The following is a 21399-nucleotide window of genomic DNA, read 5'->3' as shown; positions in this document are numbered from 1 at the left end:
CTAAACTAAAAAGCTATGTGTGATAAAACAAGGCACGGTTTAGCGCCGTACCTTGTCATCTTAATTTTTCTATCTAGTTACGTAAAAAATCTTATTCAGTAATTTTAGCGTTTTCTACTAAAAGTTCAACTGTTTTTTGGATTTTAATGTCATTTTCAAGAACAGCAGTACCGCCTAGAGCGCCAGTAATTTGTTCTTTTGTCATATTGAATTGAGAAGCCATTTTTTCTAATTCAGCATCAATATCAGCTTCAGAAGCTTCAATTTTTTCTGCATCAGCGATTGCTTCAAGCGTTAATGAAACACGCACACGGCTTTCAGCTTCTTCTTTCATTTGACCACGTAAATCTTCTTCTGATTGACCAGAGAATTGGTAGTAAAGGTCTAAGTTCATACCTTGTGTTTGTAAGCGCTGGCCAAACTCTTGTAGCATACGATCTGTTTCAGAGTTAACCATGCCAGCTGGTACTTCGAATTCCGCATTTTCAGCAGCTTTTTCTACTAATTCATCACGAAGTGTAGCATCTGATTCTGCTTGTTTTTGAGAAGCAGTTTGTTCTTTAATTTTTGCACGTAATGCTTCTACGCCTTCTACTTCTGGATCTAATTCTTTTGCAAACTCATCGTTTAGCTCAGGAAGAACTTTTGTTTTTACTTCTTTCACAGTTACTTTGAAAGTAGCTTCTTTACCAGCTAATTCAGCAGCGTGATATTCTTCTGGGAAAGTTACAACAACGTCTTTCTCTTCACCAGCTTTTACACCTACTAATTGCTCTTCAAATCCAGGAATGAATGAACCTGAACCGATTTCTAATGGGTAGTCTTCGCCTTTTCCGCCTTCGAAAGCTTCTTCGCCAACGAAACCTTCAAAGTCAATTACCGCTGTATCGCCTTCTACGATAGCTTCATCTTCTTTAATTTCAAGTTCAGCTTTACGTGCTAATTGTTCTTGGATTTGCGCTTCAACTTCTTCGTCTGTTACTTCAACTGGAAGTTTCGTAACTTCTAAGCCTTTGTAGTCGCCAAGTTTTGGTTCTGGTTTCACTGTTACTTGAGCTGTGAATGAGAAGTCTTGACCATGCACAAAGTTTTCTGTACCAGAAATTTCTGGGTAATCAACTGGCATAATACCAGCTTCATCGATTGCTTTAGCATAAGAATCTGGAACAATGATTTCTAATGCATCTTGGTATAAAGATTCGATTCCAAAACGTTGTTCAAACATTTTACGAGGCATTTTACCTTTACGGAAACCTGGTACGTTAATTTGTTTTACAACTTTTTTGAATGCTTGTTCCATTGCTGCATCTACTTCTGTAGCTGGTACTTCAATTGTTAGAGTACCGATATTTCCTTCTTGTTTTTCCCATTTTGCTGACATGTATAAATACCTCCAAAATAATCTAGTTTCAATTACGCATAACGTAATCGTGTCCGGATTTCGATTTCTCGATAATTTTTGTAAATCCGCAACTTGTGTCAAAGACTTAGCATTTCTGCTGAATAGTATATATCTTTGACATTCATCCACCCACTTTGTCAAATAAGGGACTTCAGTTGAATCAAGTTTAAATGTTAGACAATTTATTCGTAACTACGATTTTGACAACCATTTTAGTATATCATAGATGCGCATAGTTTCAACTTATTTCATACTTCATGGAGTTCTGTTAGTTTTTCTAACATTTGTAAAAAGTCGATGATTTCATAGTCCATTTCCTGCACCTTACCGAGCATTACTTTAACAAAATCAATATAACTATAAGCAATATCATCGGCTGCAAACGGGTGCCATTCAAATGGATACGTAACGATTGCATGCTTTGCCATTAAATATTGTACCATTTCCAATGTCGATGGGTCTTGTTCTAATTCGGATTCTATAATTTTTTTTATTTCACCATATTGCTGTAATTGATTCGGTAACGCTAAATCAATTGGATTAATAATTTTTGTCTGCTCAAATTTAGTAACATCCACTTCGATTGAAACTTCTTGCTCTACTAGCAAAATGAGTGCAAGACTTTGCACAAATGGATGAATATCCGAACATTCGATAATAGCCTTTAACGACTTTTTCAACTGTCTTACATTCGTATCCATCAGTCGATGTAATCGCAACGACTGTTCACTTGGTGTCAGATCAATAAATTTTTCTAATTCATATTCTTGTGTTTCTATTAGATCTTGTACATCTTCTCGTTGTTGAAGCTTTTTAGCGACTTCACTATTTATACTTTTTAAGCGTTCAAATTTTTCTAGCTGCGCTTCAGGCAGTACTTTTTCTTCTATCAACGTATTTATTATAGACTCAACTTGATGATATTCCTTTAACTGCATGCAAATTGTAATGTATAGTTCCATCACTTCAACATACATAGAGGTGCCCATAGCAAGCAATTGCTCACATATTTCCTTAGCTTTCACATAAAGCTTCAGCTCATATAATGCATAGGCATAGGCACTTAAAGCTTTTTCATCTCCATTATCATATAAAAACGCCTTTTCAAAACATGCGACCGCCTCTTCATATTGATATTTCTCCGCATACATATGTCCTTCACGAATTAACGTTTGGGTTGCGCCTGGAAAAACAACAATATTTTCATGTTTAATAACATGGCGCTTTTGCTTTGACATTTTTCTCACCTCTTTAGTTCACTATTTCCTAATTGTTTATTTTTAACAAAAATAATTGAATTTATATTCATATTTTGTAATGAATTGAATTATAATTAATAATACCTAACATAATTTACATTATTATCAAAATTTTCCGCAATCATATAGTCATTGTTAGCTAGACGAAAACAAGTTGTTCACAAGGAGTGTAATACATGCCATTAATGGATACAATCATTGAATTCGATAGTCGCATCTCCCCTGCTTTCGAGGCACTATCAATTAAAGTTATATCAATTACAACAGCACATGGTCCGTTACAAGATTATTCAATTGACTTCGAATTTTTCACGCGAACAAAAATTAATACGTTTTCGAAAGAAGCAACAACCCATATTTCGAGTATTCATGGAACTATACCTGGATCCATCTCAATTGGGCATCATCAGGAGTCACTTTATATTATTCCCCAAAGTGTTCACATTGAATGCAACTATAAGCTTCTTCATATTGATACAAAAGATATGGAACGCATTTTACAACATCCTAACCCAACACTTTATTATAGTGAGTGGCTTTTAGATGCCATCAAAAATGCGAGTATTCTCGTTGAATTAAAAACGAATCAAAACTCCTATATCGAATGGCCACTTGGCATAAAGTCCGCTGTTATATTATAGGAAGCTAAACAAAACTCTTTATGTAACACATGCTTATAAAATTGACTAACAAATAAACTATTTTTGTCTCAGACATACTTAATTAAGTATGTCTTTTTATTGTGAATCAAAAACCATTCCCTCATTCGTTGCGCTTTTATCATATCAGCTTTCTATTGATTACGGTATTGCAATTGACAAAGTAACCATTAAAAAATTCACTTCTGACAAATTTCTTTAGTAAAGAAGGTATAATGAAAAAATAGATTTATTATTGGAGGCAACTAACATGGATATAAAAGAAGCATTACAAACATTTTCTTCAATGACACCTACTGAAAAACAAGCTTTTTTTGAAAAAGAAGGTGATTGGCTATTGAAGGAAATGTTAACACATATCGGTTCTATTGATGAGCAGCTACGTGACCATTTGATCTATCGAACATTTATCGACCTGCTTAGTGATAACTTACTAAGTTCACAGCAGCTCCAATATTTGTTCGATACGGCAACAGGTGACGATTTCTTATATGCAAACATTGGGGAACAAACGGGAGATAGTGTATTTACTCGTTCCTTTTCAGCGTTACTTGTTGCTAGCATTCTTGCAAAAGATAGCGAGCTCCTTATTTTAAATGATACAAGCTTGGACACTTTCTTTAAAAAAATTGGTCGCTATTTATTACTTGAGAAGGATACAAGAGGACATGTTGAAGGCAAAGGTTGGGCACATAGCATTGCACATGGGGCTGATTTAGCCGCCATGACAATTAAACATCCTAAATTTGACTTGCAACATGCACCTTCCATCTTACATGCATTGAAATTAGCAACTTGGAAAGATGTTGTCTATGTTAACGATGAGGAAGAACGCTTTGTCAATATTATTGAAGCATTATTAGCAAGGGACTATTCTGAAGAAGCCTTAACGGAATGGGTCGAGCAAACTTTTGATAAATTCGAAATACATTTAGTAACACAAGGCTATAACGAAAGCTTTTTTAGCGGCCGTACTTGCACTTTAAATACGATGAAAACATTGTACTTCGCTTTAAAAATGAATAATCTAGCACCTAAACTTCAAAATACACTTTATATTCAAGTAGCAAAGTGGCTGAAGCTCGGTTCTTAACTAATGAAAGAACATCCAATTCACATCGGATGTTCTTTTGTTTATACGAACACCAATATTGGTATACTAATTTCTGTTAAATTTTGAAAGCGCTTAATTATGTTAACATAATTTTATCATTGTTCCAGTATCCTCTCTCTAATCATTCCTTACATTGAAAATTTATCCTTTATTCTTTGGAAAACCGTCTTTTTATATACTCCTTTTTTTAAAAAAACGCAACTAAAAAGAATCGAAAACAGAGGTAGGTCAAGGATTTTATTACAAATCATCGTCTAAAATGTGAAATAGAATTTTTCACAAAAAAAACATTTACTTAGTTAAATACGATAAACTCAGTATTTTCAACGTTTATACAGTGTTAAATTAACAAAACCTAAAAATACCAATAGTGAAATAGCTTTTTTTGTTCAAAAAATGTTCATATTCAACCCCATTTCATTATCATATTTATAATTAATTATTTTTTTTTTTAGTGAAGCGGGCGTATAATCCTATATGCAAACAAAGACATGATGCGACCATCGACATTGAAATTTTGTCCAATTTATGGTGCATTAATCATCATGTATGTGAACGCTTGCACCAGACCAATCAAATACTAGACATTATGCTTCATATCGAACCATGCCATTGTCATTGTAAATGCAACTGTACTTGATTGGTACAACAGATAAAAGAGGTGACCTCAATACCCACTATTTATAAATGTGAATCAATACTACTACACATTAAATTTATGAATAGCCGTTTTATAGAAAGGAGTCAAACATGAATAAAAAATTAAGCTTAATGTTTTTAGCATTTGGTGCTATTGCAATCCTGTCTGGTTGTGAACCATTAACAGTTTTCAATCCAAAAGGACCGAATGCTCAAACATTATCAAACACAATTATTTTATCCATTATTACAATGGCAGTTATTTTACTAGTCGTGTATGTGCTTTTTGCGTTTATGCTAACAAAATACCGCGCATCTAAAGCATCTGCCGATTATGAGCCACCTCATGAAGAAGGTAGTCACGTACTTGAAATTACGTGGACAGTTATTCCTATTATTATCGTAGCATTCCTAGCAATTGTTACTGTTAAAACAACTAGTACGGTAGAAACAACACCAGAAGGTTATGACAATAAAGAACCACTTGTTATTTATGCAGCATCTTCAAACTGGAAATGGCATTTTAGCTATCCAGAAGAGGGTATTGAAACTGTGAACTATGTAAACATTCCAACTGATCGTCCTATTGAATTCAAATTGTATTCATTCGGACCAATCACAAGTTTCTGGATTCCACAGTTAGCTGGTCAAAAATATGCAATGAGTGACATGTTAACAACTATTCACCTTGCAGCAGATGAAGTTGGCTCTTTCATGGGTCGTAACTCTAACTTTAACGGTCGTGGATTTGCGGAAATGGAATTTGAAGCTCAATCTATGACTCAAGCAGACTTCGAGCAATGGGTTAAGGACGTAAAAGCGAACGAAAAACCATTAACTGAAGAGAAATTCAAAGAATTATTAGCAGCTGAACATGTAGGTCGTTCAAGCTACTCATCTACTCACTTAGATTTCAGCCCAGCACCAATGGCACATGGTGATATGGATATGGGGGGTATGGATCATAGCGACATGGATATGTCTGATGAAGACATGAACCATGAAGATATGGACCATTCAACTGATGCCGATTCAACACATTCACACTAATTTTCAAATTTGAAAGGAGCGCATCCTATGAGTATGGAAGAATTATTCCATCCACTGCAAGAACCGATGATTTTAGCGGCAGCTATCAGTATCGTAGTTGGTGCAGTTGTTGTCGTAGCAGGCCTTACTTATTTTAAAAAATGGGGCTACTTCTATAAAAACTGGCTATCAACAGTCGATCATAAAAAGATCGGTATTATGTATATCGCCGTAGCACTATTAATGCTATTCCGCGGTGGTATCGACGCACTTTTAATGCGTGCACAAACAGCCGTTCCTGATAACGGACTTCTTGATGCACAACATTATAACGAGATTTTCACTACACATGGTTTAATCATGATTTTATTTATGGCGATGCCGTTTGTTATCGGTTTAATGAACATTGTTATTCCATTACAAATTGGGGCACGTGACGTAGCATTCCCTCGTTTGAATGCAGTCAGCTTCTGGGCATTTGCAGCAGGTTGTGGCTTGCTGAACCTATCATTCATTATTGGTGGTTCACCAGATGCAGGTTGGACAGCTTACTTCCCATTAGCAAGTACTGATTTTAGTCCAACTGTAGGGAACAACTACTATTCATTAGCACTACAATTATCAGGTATTGGTACGTTATTGACGGGTGTGAACTTCATCACAACGATCTTTAAAATGCGTGCTCCTGGTATGACATTAATGAAAATGCCAATGTTCTCTTGGTCAATTTTAATTACAAACGTTATTATCGTATTTGCGTTCCCAGTATTAACTGTAGCACTTGCTTTAATGATGTTAGACCGTCAATTCGGTACAAAATTCTTTGCAATGACAGACGGCGGTATGGATATGCTTTGGGCCAACCTATTCTGGGTTTGGGGACATCCTGAGGTTTACATCGTTATCCTACCAGCGTTCGGTATTTTCTCAGAAGTTATTGCAACATTTGCACGTAAAAACTTATACGGTTACAAATCAATGGTAATGAGTATGGTTGTCATTTCATTACTATCATTCTTAGTTTGGGCCCACCACTTCTATACAATGGGTCACGGCGTTATGGTAAACAGTGTATTCTCTATTACTACAATGGCGATTGCTGTTCCAACTGGGGTTAAGATGTTTAACTGGTTGCTCACAATGAGGCACGGTAAGATTCAATTCACTACCCCAATGCTTTATGCGCTTGCATTTATTCCGATCTTCACAATTGGTGGGGTTACAGGTGTAATGCTAGCAATGGCAAGTGCTGACTATCAATATCATAATACGATGTTCTTAGTTGCCCACTTCCACTATGTATTAATTCCAGGTACAGTATTTGGTGTACTTGCAGGTTACCATTTCTGGTGGCCAAAAATGTTCGGTTTCCGTTTAAATGAGAAATTAGGGAAAGCTGGTTTCTGGTTCATCGCTATCAGCTTTAACGTAACATTCTTCCCTCTATTCATTTTAGGTTTAGATGGTTATGCACGTCGTATGTACACTTACTCAGCTTCAACTGGTTACGGTCCATTAAACATGCTATCGTTCATCGGTGCCCTTGGACTTGCAGTAGGCTTTGCGTTAATCTGCTATAACATTTACTACAGCTGGAAACATATGCCTCGTAACGAGAAAGCAGATGTTTGGGATGGTCGTTCATTAGAATGGGCTACACATTCTCCAGTTCCTGAATACAACTTTGCAGTAGTACCAAACGTGTCACGTTTAGACGAGTTCTGGTTCGCGAAAAAAGAAGGTCGCGATATTACTGCTGGTAAAATTGAAAAAATCCACATGCCTAACAACACAGGTACTCCTTTCTGGACAAGTGGATTCTTATTCCTTGCAGCATTCTTCGCTGTATTTAGTCTATGGCCTCTAGCCATCATCAGCATGCTTGTTGTATTTGGCTTCATGGCTCATCGTTCATTTGAAGATGATCATGGCCGTTACATTTCAGTGGAAGAAATTATGGAAACTGAAAAAAGTTTGAGAGGTGATAAATAATATGAAAATCGATTCTTCACTTCCATTAGAATATAGTACAGAGGAAAACCGCTTAAAGATTTTTGGTTTCTGGATCTTCCTTGGCGCCGAAATCATGTTATTCGCTACACTCTTTGCTGTCTATTTCACGCTACACAATCGTACAGGTAGCGGCCCAGACGGTGCTGAGATTTTCGAGTTAACACCAGTATTACTAGAAACATTTTTACTTCTAGCAAGTAGTTTTACAATCGGTCTTGGCGTACACGCTATGCGTCTTGGCAACAAAAAAGCAATGATGACATTTTTCATCATTACACTTATTTTAGGTCTTGGCTTCTTAGGTATTGAGATTGATGAGTTCGTCACTTATGTTCATGAAGGTGCAACAATTACAACAAGTGCATTTTTATCTTCATTAATGACTTTACTTGGTACGCACGGTGCCCACGTAACATTTGGTTTCTTCTGGGGTGTTGCAATTTTAATCCAAGTAGCAAGACGTGGCTTAAACCCACAAACGGCTAACAAAGCGTTTATTTTCTCACTGTACTGGCATTTCCTAGACGTTGTTTGGATTTTCATCTTCAGCTTCGTCTACTTGAAAGGACTGATTAGCTAATGAAGGAACTATTCCCAAAACAACACGTGATGGGCTTCGGCTTCTCACTATTACTAACAGTTATCGCTTTAGCAGTTGTGAAATTTGATATGTCTTACAATATGGCATTTGCTATCCTATTAGTAACTGCACTTGCACAAGCAACTGTTCAATTAGTATTATTCATGCACATCGGTGAATCTGAAGATAAAAAAACATTATATACAACAATTTTATATTCAGTATTCGTAGCTGCTGTGACAGTCCTTGGTACATTATTTGCAATGATCTGGGGTTACTAATCAAAAGAGCCGAGAAAATGATTTCATTTTCTCGGTCTTTTTTATTTGAATCTAGCAAAAAACCAACCTTCGAAATTTCGAAGATTGGCTTCCGAGTTCCAAAATTAATTGTCACTAGCTTTGTTAAGATGATTATTTTTTAAATTAGCGAACAATCAATACATCACATGATGCTAATCGGACGATTCGTTCTGCTACTGAACCAAGTACCATCTTTTCTATTTGATTTAACCCCGTTGCACCACATACAAGTAAATCTACAGTTGGAAGTTGTGTAAGAATACTTTTCGGCGAACCAGTTTCTACATTAGCTAATGCTTCCGTTACACCTGCTGCTTGAGCTTCTATTCTTAACTTCTCTATTCTGGTAAAATTCTCTTCTTTTAATTTCTCAGCATACTTCAAGTCATATGCCGTAACAGCTCCGAACGACTTCGTGTCAATGACATTCACTAATTGTAATGTTGCCCCATACTCAATTGCCAATTTTATAGCTCGATCATAGGCTTTTAATGACTGTTTTGAAAAATCTATAGCTACTGCGATTGTCTTATAATTCATAGCTATCTTTCCCCCCTCATCTTTTCCAACCAATTCAACGTTTTCAAAATCATTATATCATAATGGTATTCGATATAGTTTATCGTCATTATTTAGTGGATTCCCACGTCCATCTGTATTATTGCTTACAAAATAAAGATATTGCTCGTCCACGAAAACATCTCGAATTCTCCCCAGCCCTGCTATCATTTCCCTTTGGCTGTTCGTTTTAAGATCAAATTCCAAAACAGCCGCTCCTCTTAACGCAGCAACGTACAATTTATTGTCATAATAATCGATGCCCGAAGGAGCCCACGTGTTGCTACTTCCTGATGTAAACAACGGTGACCTCATTTTTTGTCGAGTCTCAATCCCTTCAATGATCGGCCAACCATAGTTTTGTCCTGCATCTATTTTGTTTATTTCATCATTGGCGCTATTGCCATGCTCACTTGTGAATAATGTGCCGTCTAACGACCACGTCAGTCCCTGCGGATTGCGATGTCCATAACTATAAACAAATGAATTTGGGAATGGATTATCAGAAGGAATCGTTCCATCTAAATTAATTCGTAAAATTTTCCCTTCTAATACAGACAGGTCTTGCGCTACAGAAGGTTGCAATGCATCCCCCACTGTTGCATAAAGCTTACCATCCGGCCCAATTTTAAGTCTTCCTCCATGATGAAAGGTACCACTTACTATTTCATCAATGAGCAAATGCTCTTCATTCCAAACATTCTCTTCTTGTCGAAGTGTCACTATCCGATTAAACTGCTTATTTCCATCGACATACGTATAATAAGCATACGCAAGTTTTGAATCAGAAAAATCAGGAGCAAGTACAAACCCTAATAATCCTGCTTCAGCGGCTGTCGCTAGTTCCTTTTTCAATTTGACATGTTGTCTCTCTATTTCTCCTTCTTTAATTTTTACAATATACCCAGCTCTCTCCGTAACGTAAAACATATTTTTATATTTTTCGATAGCCCATGGTATGTTTAAATTATCGGCGATTACTTCTATGTTCTTATTGCTTTCTAGATTATCTGTAACATTCTCCTGCTTATGCATTGTAGGCCTTTGTTGTGAACTTGAGGAACAGCCAGACGCCAAAATCATTATTAAAAACAAAAAAATAATTCTTTTCTTCAATTGCTAACCCTCTTTCTTAAAGTTATTTCGTCGACTTGCAATTTCTTATGTTAATCGTACATGATATATTTACTTCCTAATTAAATACCAATAAACTATTATGTACATATTTAACCAAAAAATGATATAAAAAGGAGAGCATTATGGAAGAAGTAAAAGTTGTCTATGCATTCATTAAAAACCTCAATCATCAAATTTTAATGGTTCATAATCACGAAGGTCATTGGTCGCTTCCTGGAGGAAAAGTTGAAGCAGGTGAAACACTATTTGAAGCGGCAATCCGCGAGGTTAAAGAAGAAACAGGCTATATTGTTGAAATAGGGAAGTTACTTTCAGTTAATGAGGCAAAGTTTACGGGTCGGAATCATCATGCTTTGTTTTTCACTTTTGAAGCGCAAATAGTAGAAGGTGAGGAGGAAATAACATTACCTGATGAAATTTCACTCATTGAGTGGGCACCTAGCGATCTTGCCAGCATTAGAATGCCGTATTATATAGGTGGTGTGGATAATCTCTATCAAAATCACGCTCTTTATTACTATGAAGGAACAAAATAGCAAAGATTTTTCAGCTGCAGGCTTCTTGTGTTTTAAACATAATAAAAGCCACTACTTATTAAAAGTGTGACTACGTAATAATATGGGTGCGAAGGCTAGTGAAAATAAGGAAGAACTTTATCAGCCACTACCTTTTCACCAGCTTGTATCCATTTGCTTTTGTCATGTATATGACCATCATTATCAAGCGGTGTTTGGAATTGACTAGCCCCTGTCGCATCAAGCAATGAGCCTTCATCATAATCTAATCCCACGTTTATAACATGTTTAATAACAAAAGGGTTTTGAAAGCGGATTTGTGCATCATAAAAATCTAGTTCACCCTGTGTCACGATAAAAGGTACACGTAAATAAATTGTTTCGCCCCCCTCGCTCGATAAAATTGTATCAAAGCTCCCTTTGTGATACTCCCAATTGCCTCCAATTGTAAAACCATGTCTTTCGATTTGATCACGTAAATAACCAAAGGTAATTTCTTTACCGACAATATTAGATTCAATTTGTAACAATTGTATGCCCTCCCTTACTTTTGATTTCAGTCTATCCTAAAGAGAGGAAATACAAACAAATATATTCGGCATGATGTGAAATACTTTGTCATAAGTCATTTTAATTTTAGAAATATCCTGAGGCTCATTTTAAGCCACCTCCCATGCTTTCTATTCCCTTTTTACCCGATGTTAGATAAAAGTGTCCTATAGTTATTAAAAATTTACATACGGGCTTGTAAACGACTTAAAAAGAAAAGTTCTTTATTATATAAATTAAACCGACAAAAAAAACTGTAGGCAAACTCAAATTTGAGTTTGCCTACAGTTAGATATCGTTCGTTTAATTAAAAATTAAAGTTTTACGATGTTTGTAGCTTGAGGTCCACGTTGGCCTTCTTCTACTGAGAATTCAACTTTTTGACCTTCGTCAAGTGATTTGAAACCTTCACCTTGGATTGCTGAGAAGTGAGCGAATACGTCGTTTCCGCCTTCTACTTCGATGAAACCGAAACCTTTTTCTGCGTTAAACCATTTTACTGTACCTTGTTGTGTCATTTAAATGACCTCCATTAATTGTATTTAATAATATCCGATTTCCTCAAAAGAAAAAAATTCACATATTACAAAAAGTACCGAACAAAACACGATTACTCTTTGTAACATGTGAATTATTGTTTCTTTGCAAACGATGTTATTGAATTCATTATATAATATAAAATCTCATTTGTCTAGCACTTATATAAAAAACTTCTTCGACTCCGCATAGTATGAAAAAAACCCCATACAAATTTTTTATATGGGGCATGTAAATCTCTGTTATTCCTCGTTAAACCATAGCTGATCTTGATTATCTACATCTCCATTATAATTGATTAAAATTTCTTCCCCAGCTTTAATATCCTTATAAGCAAAGAAATCGAATGTTTGGTTTCTAAAATTAATCTCATATGTTGCATTCGGTTCATAAGAATGATTAAACAGCATGCCATAGCCAAGAAGGATAGCAGATTGTCCTATTCCATATTCAAAAGCATAATCCCCAAGCAATGTTTGCTCGATGTATTGATGCTGTTCATTTGGATAAGAAATGACTGGAGCTTCATGCAAAAGCGCTCCTTTTTGGATATCGCATGTAGCAAATACCCCTCTATTGAATTCTCCATCGCTTAATGGAGATGTTTTAATTTCTATCATGTTTTGTCTCCTACTCACTTTTAAAATATACTTTCTAACTGTACCATTAATTTGGTCAATGAGCGCATCTTTTTGTTTTTTTTGAACAATTTTTTCAATTTAAATACATAAAATAGACATTTCGTACAATAAAAATAGCTGAAACATAAAAAAATTGTGCAGCATTTCTATTGAAAGGCGCTGCACAGTATCTTAGTTTTTATCTTTATTTTTTAATAAATAATTGATAATACCTATGATTATCATTAAACCAATAAAAGTACCCGTACGGTCTTGTTCAATGGAAAAAAATGTTGGAAGGACATATAAATTAAATATAAAGATTAATGTAGCTAGTATCAATAAAAATCGATATATCATTTATTGTCTTCATACCTTACTGTCTCCAAGATCCTCTACAAGCTCGTTCCATCATAATTAAACATTGGTAAGAAAGTGGAAAGCAATAGATTTAATGATAACAAAATACATATTTTTTGTTTCATATAAAAAATCCCTCCCATAAAATACTTGTAAATATTATAAATTCTCATTCCGAATATTTCAATTTTTTTACTAATTCAACTTTTTACTATAAGAGCGTTTTCGTTCAATCAGAAACACTTCTTTTAAAACAATGACTTTCCTAATAGACCACGCTACGATTGAATCCAATAATCGTAACGACCCTTTACTAAACCTTTCGCAATAATGTAGTCACCTGCGATTACAACATTTTTAAATGTTTCATAGCTACCTCTAATATTTAAATCCCTTTGGTCATAAATTTTTGTGACCATTTGCGGTTGGTCGTTGACATAAATTGTATCATTTACTTTTAGCGGGAACTGAATCGCAATATTATGATTGTGTAGTTCGCTTTCTAAATGATACATTAGCTTCTTATTTACAAGCGTGTAGCTTAGTTCACCTTCTATTTGTTTGCCACCGCTAATTTCGTCGTCATTCACAAGTTGCATATGTCCTTGCCAGCGATTACTAGAAATCGGTGAAAACTCGGCTAAATAGTAATCTGGTGCTGTTTCTGATAAGGAAATCTTTTTCGTTGCATCAAATAATAAGCTCGACGGTTCGGTTAAAGTTTGCAGTTCCTTATCAACGATTGGCGTCTTTGATAAAGCACTAGCAGGGAGATATCCATATATTTTATTTGAAGACACATATGCACGACCATCTGCTGTTGTGAAATAGACTGCAACCGATGTACCAGGTTTTAATGACTGACTTTGCCACCCAGGACGAACCGATAAATCAACGATCTGTTTTACATATTGGGTTGTGCCTTCAGGTAAATTCGAAACATAGTCTTGAGGTACAAATCCCCATATATAATCGATTGTCGTATCAGTTCTTGGATTGTATTCTACTTTGACATAATCACCACTTAGCTCGACCACTTTAAAAACAGCCCCATAGGGTGTATGCATAATAGTTTTTGCTGAACTATTCGGGGCTTCTTTAATAGAAACGCCTTTTGCTGAATTAGCAAAAATGGGTGTTCCTACAGTAAACTTCCCCCCAGATACTTGTTGTTGAATAGCTAACGGCACTTCCTTGTAAATAACTAAATCCGTTGCTTGTACACGATAGTCACCACTCATGTTATATACTTTGCCAACAGTCGAATACTCATGGCCATAAACGCGATAAAACTCTCCTTTTTTTACAATAAGCGAAACAAACGTACCGTCAGCATTTTTTTTATATATTTTCACGTCTTTAGAAAATGTTAATTTACCCGTTTGTCCTTTTGTAATCTCCGCTCCATCCCATATTACTTTTGCTTCAGTAATTGATTGGAAGCTTATACACATAATGAAAGTAATTAAAACAATCCACTTTTTCTTCACTTCTACCGCTCCTTCTAAACTATCTTTAGTTATTAAAAAGCAAAGGCTTCCTCAGTAAGAGAAAGCCTCGCTAACAATTATTACTTTAATAAATCTACATTGGCGCCATACATCAGTTCACTGAAAGCCATTTCCCTTTAAATTCTGCAACAGGGAGTGGACGGCTAAATAAGTACCCTTGTGCATAATCACAGCCAATCTCAGCCAAGAAGTGATATTCTTCCTTACCTTCTACGCCTTCAGCGATCACTTTCAAATCGAGTTGTTTGGCTATCGCTATAATGGTTTTTACGAGTGCCTTGTTCTCATCATCTTGATTCATGCCAATGACAAATGATTTATCAATTTTCAAGGAATCAAGAGGATATTTATTTAAATAACTAAGGGATGAATACCCTGTTCCGAAATCATCCATCGATAAACTGATACCGAGTTTTTTTAATGCACATAATTTTTCAATCATCGACTCTGCATACATTGCGATACTTTCCGTTATCTCTAATACAATATAGGACGCATCCAATTCTGCTTTCTCAATAGCCATTTGGACATTTTCTACAAACGATGATTCAAGTAACTGCTTTACTGAAACATTTATACTTATTTTCAATTCCTTATTTGTTTCATTGTGCCAACGTGCAGTTTGGGTAATTGCCGTATTCAATACCCATTTACCGATAGGAATAATCATTCCTGTCTCTTCCATAATGGAAATAAATTCGTCTGGTGTTACTTGACCAAGTACCGCATTGTTCCATCTGATGAGAGATTCCATACCAATGATTTCATTCGTTCTTACATCTATAATGGGCTGATAATAAAGTTCAAATTCATTATTATCTAGTGCAGTACGTAATTGTTTTTCAATCATCATTTTACGATAGAAATGTTGTTGCATTTCGGAAGTAAATAATTGATAGTTATTTTTCCCTCTTTCTTTTACATAGTACATGGCTGTATCTGCATGCTTAATTAATGTATTGGCATCATAGCCATCATTCGGGAACGTGCTAATTCCTATACTTGGTGTAATGAAATACTCACTACCATCTATCCAAAAGCCTGAAATAAATTGTGCCAATAAGTCCTTAGCAAACGCTTCACTTTCATTCGCATCATAATAAGGAAGTAAAATTGTAAATTCATCTCCACCGAGACGATAAATGTTTGCCTTACGATGTTTTTCTTCTAGTAACCTTTCAATCCGTCTTGAAACTTCTACTAATAATAAATCGCCTACATCATGTCCAAGACTATCATTAATATATTTAAAGCGATCTAAATCAAAAAATAATATTGCATTGTCACTGCCCTCGATTTTAGCCTTTTCTAAAAGGGCAATTAAATCATCATTGAACATTCTTCTATTCGGTAATCCTGTTAATGCATCATGATTCGCTTGGAATTTAATTTCATCTTCATATTGCTTACGTTCAGTAATATCTGTTGAAACAGCAAGTAACGTAGAACTATCATGTAATTGAATCGGTACTTTAACCGTTTGTACCCATATAACATCCCCAGATGCAGCTGTAATGGCTTCCTCTTTTATGAAATGTTTTTCTGGTAGCTTGAACATGTCTTTCTCAAGATCAACGCACTCATCCTCATTAGTCAAATCAATGAGTAAATCAGTATCTGTTTTTCCAATCATATCTTGAAAGCTCATACCCATTAACTGTGCGTAGGATTTATTCATTAAAGTATAACGACCATTTTCATCCTGTGCATAAATGTAATTCGGATTTAAATCAATAACTTTAAATAAAAACTGCTTTTGTTCATAAAGCTTTTTATTCATAGTTTTTACGATTTCAAGATGCATTCTGCTTGAAAGAATTAAGATCGAAATAGCAAAGACTAAAACAGCAATCGAACTTGGGTACAATCTTGTATTAGGAAACATATTTAAGTAGCCAATAGCAAACCCAATGGACGTGAAAATATTAAAATAAAACAAAAATGAACGTTCATTCTTGTTTTGTACATCTAAACTAATCAATAAACTAATAATGATACAAACTATAAAAAGAAGGACATTAAAATTAAAAATCCATGAGAGCTCGCCATCTACTGGAAAATAAAATATGCTCGTATCCATTTGAATAAGTTCTAATTGACTAATGCCCTTAGAGCTCCATCCGATTATGTAACCAAGTAATGCAAATGCATAAGATATAATAACGGTTGTTCGATTAACAAGATACCCCCACTTTTTTTGATATTCAATTGGTAGTATTTCTTGTACAATCGTATAACCTATATAAAAGATTGTTGGTGTTAACATAATAGACCCAAATCGAAACAGCTTGAAAAAGAACATTATCGTCTCTTCACTAAACAGTCGATATGCGTACAAAAACGAAACATCGATGTGCCAAAATGAGGCTAAAATTAAGAATAGAAAAATAATTTTAGAAAGTTTATTTTTTTTAAATAACACTAAGATTGTAATGCCAACACAAACGGGAATAAATGATAATAAAATTAAAAATATAAAAAACATATAAAGAGCCTCCTATGTATGTGTCAGTAATAGACAAGCATTATTCCCGCTACTCCCATGAGTAGTAATACATACAGACTCTACTGCTTGATGTCTAGTTTCATAAACAATAGGTATGTCTTCAAACCCATGCCCAGAGGTTTTAATCGTTGGAGGTATAAACCTGTATTCCATTGATAATAAAGATGCAATAATTTGCATCGCACCCATTGCACCAAATGTGTGCCCTATCATTCCTTTAATAGACGTAATAGGCACTTTAGAGCCAAATGTTTCTTTCAGAGTAAAGCGTTCTATCTGATCATTTACCTCTATCCCTAGCGCCTGACTGTTTATATAGCTTGGTATAGTATCTCCGACTGTTTCTTGAAAAACGTCCAGCATATGTCTACCAGTGATATCAGAGCTTAATAGTTTTTGTCCTTCATTTCTTGAAATCACACGTTCAACTTTACCGTAGATTTTCTGTCCACGACTGACGGCTGATTGTCTACGCTCTAAAACCATTACCCCAGCTCCCTCGGATAACACAAAGCCGCGATGCTGAGTTGAAAACGGCACACCAGCTTTTTCAATAGAACTTTCTAGCGAAAGTGATCTTATTTTTTTAAAGCCATTAACTGTCCATTGGCCTAAAGGAGCCTCAGTTCCTCCCACAATACAAGCATCAACACTTCCAGATTCTAATAGCTGTTTCCCTATTAATATAGCATCCAAACTAGCACTACAGCCTGTTGTTACTGTAAATGCAGAACCACACGAACCGATTGCTTCGGCAACAGAACTTGAAAGTGTGTGCGTATCCACAAGGGAAACTCCATGAATGGGAAATTGCCTTAAATCAAAAGCTGCAGTAGCATATTTTTCGATTTCAAGTATTGCTCCAGCGGATGTACCCATAATTACTGCAATACGATGTGGTTTAAAATCATCTAAATTTGACATTTCAGCTGCATCCAATGCAGCAGCAATCGCCATTCTTACTGAACGCGGATGACGATGATAACTTACCCCATTTATCTCCTTGAAACTTTCTTCAATCAAACCCGCTACGATATTAGTGTGAGGCTGATGAGCATTGTTTAAAATGCTCTGCGTACAAATACCTTTTTCTAATATATTTAAAAAGCTAAATTTATCTAAAATTCCAGGAGCTTTAATGCCATATCCTGTTATGACTATGTCGTCCAAATATATCACCTTCACACTTTAACTTTATTCCATTATATACAACTAAATCGGACATAGTCTATATTCGAAAGCCTTAAGTTCTAAGTAAGTGAGCTTTTTGGATAATTTGTATCACTTTTAAGCAAAATATCGCAATAATTTAAGGTAAAATCTTTCTATAAATATAATAAATTACAATACACAATAACAAAAATTGTGTAGCGCTTGTATTAATTGACGATTCTTTGGTTATATTCAACCCATTTTTCCATTTCTCTTTCGACCGCTCGATTTTGCCATTCAAACCAAATGCCACTACATTCACTGCAATGGCTTTCTACACCACTTTTATGATGCCCATCTTTACATGTAAAGACGGTCTTTTTACGACAGCTATAGCAGTAAAGCTCTTTATCTTTAATAAATTCCAAGCTAATCAACTCCAACGTTTTTACATACAGTACTTTCCAAATAGTATGCAATTTAATCGTTTCGTTGATTAAAAATCGCTGTGGGGTTATTTATGTATTCCCTTTAATCCTGTTGTAACAAAAAAGCCCTTTCAATCATTAAAAGATGAAAAGGGCGTCCATATTTGCAGAGAGCTATCCTCAGTAGGAAGCTTGCTGCTAGCTAACAAGAATTAAATTTCTCTAGGTGGGATGATACCTGCAATAAGGAGGAGAAAGAAAACTAGCCCAATTAAGCAAAATAGTACCGAGGCAAAAAATATTGGGCCTTTCTTCGCGATATACTGCTCGCTTTTTTGCATAATACCTGTTTGAGCAGTAACTTGCACTTCATTGAATCTAGCCATTGGACCACCACTACTCGAAAAGTAAAAAATACCACCCGCAATAGCAAAGCCAATAAAGAACATAATTTCGATAAAGCGAACGGAGAAAAATGATGCAATAAAGTACGTAATAACCGCTTCTACAACTAATGTCACAATCATAATGATGTAATCTTTCTTTCGCATATACAACTCCCCTTTTATCTTGTTAGTTTATATACGACTAAACTTGGTTTAAGTTCCAAATTTAAACAAAAAGTGCCTGACACTCAAAAAAAAAGCACTTCAAACCTTTAGATTAGGATTTGAAGTGCTTCCATTTATGTGCCTGACACTTTATTTACTAGCTTTATAAGCGCTTAAAAATTCTTTCACTTTTGAGCTATCTGCAGTTAGCTTTAAGCCCGTGTCAACAAGTGGAGAAACTGTTGATACTGCTGGTTTTTTATTACCTTGATAGTAGCTAATAAATTCATCTTGGTTGATAGAGTAAAGAATTGCTTTACGTAAGTCTACTGATTTCGATACTTCACGACCTTTTGGATTTACTAGTAAATAAGAGACTGCATTACTATCAGCTGTTTTTAATGTTAAGTTGGCATCGCCTTTTACTACATCAATTTTAGTTTCTGGTACGGATTGTAATACGTCAATTTCACCATTACGAAGTGCAGATAGCGCACTGTCATTATCTTCAATAAAGCGAACACTTATGTTATTAATTTTCGGCTCGTTGTCTGTACCAACTTGGTAAGCAGGGTTTTTGACAAATGTTGCTTCGTAATCATTTTTTTGCACTAAAATGTAAGGACCAGATGCTGCTAAATGGTTTGCATATGTTGCCCCTTCTGTAACAGTTGCTTGGTCACCATATGCAACATTTACATTTGGATCATAGCTTGCTACGTCAAACGTATTAACCGCTTTAACCGCCGCTTCAGAGACGATTCCGCCTGATTGGTGCGCTAAATAATTTAGCACTTGCGGGAACGGATTTGGCGTTGTAATTTTCACAACTTGATATTTACCTGCTGCATTGTCGACACTTGCTTCATCCGTTACAACTTGCGCAATTGCTGCTGGTAGTTGATCTGATAATTCATCTAAAACCGATTTTCCGTCAGCTGTTTTCACAGATTCAAGTGAAGTAATATCTGAAACTATCTCTACGGAATCAATATTTTCATGAATTGAATATGTGCGGTGATCTGGTACCGAATTTTGATCTTTCGCACGTTCTAATGAGAATACAACATCTTCAGCCGATACTACATCACCAGTATCTACTGCTTTGCCATTTTCCACTTTAGCAAAATTAATATCATCACGTAGCACGAAATAGTACTCTTGGTTATTTTCAGAAATAGCATGATTATATGATAATGAACCATCCGATACTACTTCATCTGTATCAGATAAATTCACTAAACGAACATACATATTTGTATTTAATGTATTAATCGAACCGTCATTCCCTTTAATCGGATCAAGAGACGTTAATGAGCCTATTGATTGATGTAATACTAATGTGTCCGTTGCATTTTTGCCAGCATCATTAAATGCAATTGATTCCCATGCTTGAGCACGTGATTTTGGTAATCGCACAGTATCCGGGTTTACTTTTTTCGAATAAATACCTTGGAATTTTTGAGAAATATATAACGGTGCAATATATGCATTATCAAATACTAATGCTTGCTCAAGCTCTTTATATTTCTCTTTTGCAGCATCGCCTGTTAAAGTACTTGCCTCATCAATTAATTTATCGACTGTCTCATCTGCAGTCACACTATAATCTCCACCAGTTTTAAATAAACCACGTACTGCATAGTCCGGATTTCCAGTTACAGTCGTCCAGCTAGAAATGGCCACATCATAGTTCCCAGCATCCTTTTGTGCTGAGTAGGAACCGAAGTCTGGTTGAATATTTAACTTTACATCAAAGCCATTTTTCACTAGCTGATCGCGCACAATATTCATATCCTGCTCTTGTGCTGCCATACCTAGCACTTCAATAACGGGTTTTGTGCTCGCTGTATCTGACTTATCACCTTTATTTTCAACATTCGATTTCGTTTCTACACACCCTGCCAAAGCGACCGCCGCAACAGTTGCTGATGCAGCAAGTGTAAATAATTTTTTGTTCATCTCTCTATTCCTCCAA

At 35.5% G+C, this 21399-nt stretch carries 20 protein-coding genes; 7 read left to right on the top strand and 13 right to left on the bottom strand.

Annotated features, from left to right (window positions below):
• Positions 1–91: 91 nt before the first annotated feature.
• Both tig and JNUCC52_RS20490 read right to left on the bottom strand, forming a co-directional pair.
• On the bottom strand, positions 92–1381 hold the full coding sequence (tig, locus tag JNUCC52_RS20495) for a trigger factor (RefSeq protein WP_172772231.1): 1290 nt from the start codon (positions 1379–1381) through the stop codon (positions 92–94).
• A gap of 269 nt (positions 1382–1650) precedes the next feature.
• Positions 1651–2640, bottom strand: a complete 990-nt coding sequence (locus JNUCC52_RS20490; protein ID WP_337980694.1) for a CDC27 family protein — start codon at positions 2638–2640, stop codon at positions 1651–1653.
• 197 nt (positions 2641–2837) lie between these two features.
• Here JNUCC52_RS20490 and JNUCC52_RS20485 point away from each other — a divergent pair, with 197 nt between their 5' ends.
• The 6 genes from JNUCC52_RS20485 to qoxD all read left to right on the top strand — a co-directional run bounded on the left by JNUCC52_RS20485 (position 2838) and on the right by qoxD (position 8976).
• The gene (locus JNUCC52_RS20485) at positions 2838–3302 is read left to right on the top strand and encodes a hypothetical protein (RefSeq protein ID WP_337980693.1); all 465 of its coding nucleotides are present in this window, start codon (positions 2838–2840) and stop codon (positions 3300–3302) included.
• 268 nt (positions 3303–3570) lie between these two features.
• Entirely contained in the window at positions 3571–4413 is an 843-nt protein-coding gene (locus JNUCC52_RS20480; protein WP_172772234.1) for a DUF2785 domain-containing protein, read from the top strand.
• 771 nt (positions 4414–5184) lie between these two features.
• Positions 5185–6123 carry a cytochrome aa3 quinol oxidase subunit II gene (gene qoxA / locus JNUCC52_RS20475; protein WP_172772235.1) on the top strand — a complete coding sequence of 313 codons (939 nt, stop codon included), beginning with the start codon at positions 5185–5187 and terminating at the stop codon, positions 6121–6123.
• A 27-nt stretch (positions 6124–6150) separates the two neighbouring features.
• Positions 6151–8094 carry a cytochrome aa3 quinol oxidase subunit I gene (gene qoxB, locus JNUCC52_RS20470; protein WP_172772236.1) on the top strand — a complete coding sequence of 648 codons (1944 nt, stop codon included), beginning with the start codon at positions 6151–6153 and terminating at the stop codon, positions 8092–8094.
• Between the two features lies 1 nt (position 8095).
• A complete protein-coding gene (qoxC, locus tag JNUCC52_RS20465) occupies positions 8096–8695 on the top strand; it encodes a cytochrome aa3 quinol oxidase subunit III (protein ID WP_172772237.1) in 600 nt (199 codons plus the stop codon).
• On the top strand, positions 8695–8976 hold the full coding sequence (gene qoxD / locus JNUCC52_RS20460; RefSeq protein ID WP_172772238.1) for a cytochrome aa3 quinol oxidase subunit IV: 282 nt from the start codon (positions 8695–8697) through the stop codon (positions 8974–8976). The genes qoxC and qoxD overlap by 1 nt, the downstream gene beginning before the upstream one ends.
• Positions 8977–9120: 144 nt before the next feature.
• On the opposite strand, the gene JNUCC52_RS20455 is transcribed toward qoxD, so the two are convergent.
• On the bottom strand, positions 9121–9537 hold the full coding sequence (locus JNUCC52_RS20455) for a universal stress protein (RefSeq protein ID WP_172772239.1): 417 nt from the start codon (positions 9535–9537) through the stop codon (positions 9121–9123).
• 57 nt (positions 9538–9594) lie between these two features.
• Entirely contained in the window at positions 9595–10671 is a 1077-nt protein-coding gene (locus JNUCC52_RS20450) for a PQQ-dependent sugar dehydrogenase (RefSeq protein WP_337980692.1), read from the bottom strand.
• Positions 10672–10814: 143 nt separating this feature from the next.
• On the opposite strand from JNUCC52_RS20450, the gene JNUCC52_RS20445 reads away from it, so the two are divergent.
• The gene (locus JNUCC52_RS20445; protein WP_172772240.1) at positions 10815–11228 is read left to right on the top strand and encodes an NUDIX hydrolase; all 414 of its coding nucleotides are present in this window, start codon (positions 10815–10817) and stop codon (positions 11226–11228) included.
• Between the two features lie 95 nt (positions 11229–11323).
• Here JNUCC52_RS20445 and JNUCC52_RS20440 read toward each other — a convergent pair whose 3' ends face one another.
• The 9 genes from JNUCC52_RS20440 to JNUCC52_RS20400 form a co-directional block, all read right to left on the bottom strand.
• A complete protein-coding gene (locus tag JNUCC52_RS20440; RefSeq protein ID WP_172772241.1) occupies positions 11324–11737 on the bottom strand; it encodes a YugN family protein in 414 nt (137 codons plus the stop codon).
• 333 nt (positions 11738–12070) lie between these two features.
• Positions 12071–12274 (bottom strand): cold-shock protein, encoded by a 204-nt coding sequence (locus JNUCC52_RS20435; protein ID WP_172772242.1) that lies wholly within the window; start codon positions 12272–12274, stop codon positions 12071–12073.
• 261 nt (positions 12275–12535) lie between these two features.
• The gene (locus JNUCC52_RS20430) at positions 12536–12913 is read right to left on the bottom strand and encodes an SET domain-containing protein (protein ID WP_172772243.1); all 378 of its coding nucleotides are present in this window, start codon (positions 12911–12913) and stop codon (positions 12536–12538) included.
• Positions 12914–13551: 638 nt separating this feature from the next.
• Positions 13552–14763 (bottom strand): SH3 domain-containing protein, encoded by a 1212-nt coding sequence (locus tag JNUCC52_RS20425; protein WP_337980691.1) that lies wholly within the window; start codon positions 14761–14763, stop codon positions 13552–13554.
• Positions 14764–14875: 112 nt separating this feature from the next.
• Positions 14876–17269, bottom strand: coding sequence for a sensor domain-containing protein (locus JNUCC52_RS20420; RefSeq protein WP_337980690.1), 2394 nt, complete (start codon positions 17267–17269; stop codon positions 14876–14878).
• A gap of 12 nt (positions 17270–17281) precedes the next feature.
• Positions 17282–18460 carry a beta-ketoacyl synthase N-terminal-like domain-containing protein gene (locus JNUCC52_RS20415; protein ID WP_337980689.1) on the bottom strand — a complete coding sequence of 393 codons (1179 nt, stop codon included), beginning with the start codon at positions 18458–18460 and terminating at the stop codon, positions 17282–17284.
• Positions 18461–18669: 209 nt separating this feature from the next.
• On the bottom strand, positions 18670–18870 hold the full coding sequence (locus JNUCC52_RS20410) for a hypothetical protein (RefSeq protein WP_172772247.1): 201 nt from the start codon (positions 18868–18870) through the stop codon (positions 18670–18672).
• A gap of 212 nt (positions 18871–19082) precedes the next feature.
• On the bottom strand, positions 19083–19421 hold the full coding sequence (locus JNUCC52_RS20405; protein ID WP_337980688.1) for a hypothetical protein: 339 nt from the start codon (positions 19419–19421) through the stop codon (positions 19083–19085).
• 150 nt (positions 19422–19571) lie between these two features.
• Positions 19572–21383 (bottom strand): ABC transporter substrate-binding protein, encoded by a 1812-nt coding sequence (locus JNUCC52_RS20400; RefSeq protein WP_337980687.1) that lies wholly within the window; start codon positions 21381–21383, stop codon positions 19572–19574.
• Between the last annotated feature and the right edge of the window lie 16 nt (positions 21384–21399).

It is taken from the genome of Lysinibacillus sp. JNUCC-52 (genome assembly GCF_015999545.1).
Classification (GTDB): domain Bacteria; phylum Bacillota; class Bacilli; order Bacillales_A; family Planococcaceae; genus Lysinibacillus.
Note: the sequence above shows the minus strand (reverse complement) of the source record. Positions and strands in the feature narration are given on the sequence as shown.